Source organism: Actinomadura bangladeshensis (assembly GCF_004348335.1).
GTDB lineage: Bacteria > Actinomycetota > Actinomycetes > Streptosporangiales > Streptosporangiaceae > Spirillospora > Spirillospora bangladeshensis.
On sequence record NZ_SMJW01000499.1, the window covers coordinates 1 to 2156 of the forward strand.

General features: G+C 65.6%; 3 protein-coding genes. 2 read left to right on the plus strand and 1 reads right to left on the minus strand.

Annotated features, from left to right (window positions below; all coding sequences use genetic code 11):
- Positions 1-386: 386 nt before the first annotated feature.
- Together E1284_RS40330 and E1284_RS40335 are read left to right on the plus strand one after the other, a co-directional pair.
- The gene (locus tag E1284_RS40330; protein WP_131945378.1) at positions 387-1280 is read left to right on the plus strand and encodes a helix-turn-helix domain-containing protein; all 894 of its coding nucleotides are present in this window, start codon (positions 387-389) and stop codon (positions 1278-1280) included.
- Positions 1267-1449, plus strand: coding sequence for a DUF397 domain-containing protein (locus tag E1284_RS40335; protein WP_131945379.1), 183 nt, complete (start codon positions 1267-1269; stop codon positions 1447-1449). The genes E1284_RS40330 and E1284_RS40335 overlap by 14 nt, the downstream gene beginning before the upstream one ends.
- A 129-nt stretch (positions 1450-1578) precedes the next feature.
- Here E1284_RS40335 and E1284_RS40340 read toward each other — a convergent pair whose 3' ends face one another.
- Positions 1579-2112, minus strand: coding sequence for a hypothetical protein (locus E1284_RS40340; protein WP_165965629.1), 534 nt, complete (start codon positions 2110-2112; stop codon positions 1579-1581).
- Positions 2113-2156 lie beyond the last annotated feature (44 nt).

A 2156-nucleotide genomic window follows, 5' to 3' on the forward strand; every position in this document is an offset into this window, starting at 1 on the left:
CGTTGGTTTTCTGGCATGCTACGGTCCCCTTCACCTTTCGGATCCAGGTAAGCCATTAGACCCAGAAACCTCCCTTCAGTTCCTCCCGACTGAGCCGGGGATATGACAGAGCGCCTCGTGGCGCACAGGCGTTGGTGACGAGCTCGCTGACCACGACCCGTCCCACGTAGTCGTCCGAGATCCCCCACTCGGCGAACCGCTCGGCGAGAAACCGCCGCGCCAGCCGAGGCGCCTGATCGTCGGGCTCAAGGACCAGTGTCGGAGTCTCGGGTGCGTGCGCTGCCGTCGCCATGTGTCTGACCTCCCTGAAAACACCGCCCGAACTCGTGCGGTCACAGACTGGACCGAAAAGGCCACGGTCCGTGAGGGATTCGTGACACCCTGAGATGGCCCTGAACTCGATCGGGGCGCCGTCGAAGCTCGGTGAAGTCGTTGAACTCGGACGCTGGAGGCCGAAAGTGGTGGTCGACCCGTACAGCCCCCAAGCCATATGGGGACGTGAGCTGCGCCATTACCGCAAGCAGGCCGGGCTGACGCAGGCGGAACTCGCCACCCGGATCAGCTTCTCGGAGTCGCTGATCTCCGGTGCCGAGACGGGGCAGCTCGCCGCCTCCCTGCCGTTCGCGGAGTCGTGCGATCGTGAACTGGAGACCGGCGGAGCGCTCACCCGGACGCTCGACTTCAAGAAGTCTCAGCGCCTCCCGACCGGGTTCGCGGAGTACCTGGAGGTCGAGAAGAAGACGTCCATGATCCGCTGGTACGAGGGCCTCTGTATCCCGGGCCTGCTCCAGACACCCGAGTATGCGCGTGAGCTTCACCGGACGGGCCGCCCGGGCGATACTGCGGAGGAGACCGAGGCGCTTGTCACGAGCCGCATGGAGCGCAAAGCGCTGCTCGCCGCAACGAACTGCCCAACGCTGTGGGTTGTCATGGACGAACCAGTCCTACGCCGCCCGGTCGGATCCGCGAAGATCATGCGTGAGCAGGTCGGCTATCTCCTGGAACTCACCGACCATCCGAAAGTCACGCTGCAGGTGGTCCCCTTCGACACTGGAGCGCACGCCGGCTTGACGTGTTGCTTCAGTCTCTTGGCTCTCCCCGGCGGCGTGACCGTGGCCTACGCTGAGGATCTCACGGGCGGACGGTTCATCGAGCGCCCTGAGGACGTTGGCTACTGGGCCATGTGCTACGAGTCGATCAAATCGTCGGCCTCGTCGGTGAAGCAGTCGGCGGACCTGATCCGCCGCATCATGAAGGAAGATCATTATGGATCTGAGTAGGGCGACATGGCGAAAGTCATCGCGCAGCTCGGGGAACGGCGGCAACTGCGTTGAGGTCGCCGGCCTCCCCTCCGGCGTCGGCGTCCGAGACTCGAAGAACCCGGACGGCCCGAAGCTGGTCGTCAGCCGAGGCGAGTTCGCGATGCTGGTGGCCGCGTTGAAGCACTGACACCCCCCGAAACAACATTCGAGCCTCGGTCCTTTGGGCCGGGGCTCTCTGCTTGCTGCTGCGGCGCGGCAGCGGACGTCCTGGGTACGGGCGGGGGAACTGGCGGCGATCGCCGAACCGGCCCGGCGGTCAGGGGATGGGGGCGTCGGGTTCGCCGGGGCGGAATCTCGGGATCGGCTTGTCGCCCAGCAGGCCCAGTGCGTCGGCGAAGGATCGCAGTGTCGGTGCTATGACCCGCCATGTGTACTGGTGCGTCGACCAGGCGTCGCTCGCGACCACTCGTGGATTGGTCGTGTCGCTGCGATAGTCCAGGGCGATCGCGACGTCATCGCCCGGTACGCGGTTCACGGCGATGAAGAAGGCGCGGTCGGCGTCCAGCCAGGGCAGGTCGACCGCGCCTGCGGTGCCGCCGCGCTTGACGCGGAAGAGCTCCGACAATCCTGCGTCGTCGGCGAACAGTTCGAGCGATTGCGAATTGAAGCGGATGTAGTCAAGGGTCGTGAGAAAGACGAGTGGGTCGGCGAACCAGGGGATGACCTTGCGCATGACGTCATCGCCCGGATGCCGCCATCGCTGCGCGGCCAGGAGTTCGAGGAGGAGGGGTGGAGGTGTCAAGCCGAGAACGCGGGTGTTCTGCGGGGCGTCTTCTCCCTGTCGATCCATGGACCGAAGCGTTGTGCAAAGGGGCGGCCCGCGTCCAGGGAGGG

Bases quoted from the DNA above. Each gene is read 5' to 3' on its own strand.
- E1284_RS40340 (WP_165965629.1), bottom strand. From the start codon at position 2,112: ATGGATCGACAGGGAGAAGACGCCCCGCAGAACACCCGCGTTCTCGGC.
- E1284_RS40330 (WP_131945378.1), top strand. From the start codon at position 387: ATGGCCCTGAACTCGATCGGGGCGCCGTCGAAGCTCGGTGAAGTCGTT.
- E1284_RS40335 (WP_131945379.1), top strand. From the start codon at position 1,267: ATGGATCTGAGTAGGGCGACATGGCGAAAGTCATCGCGCAGCTCGGGG.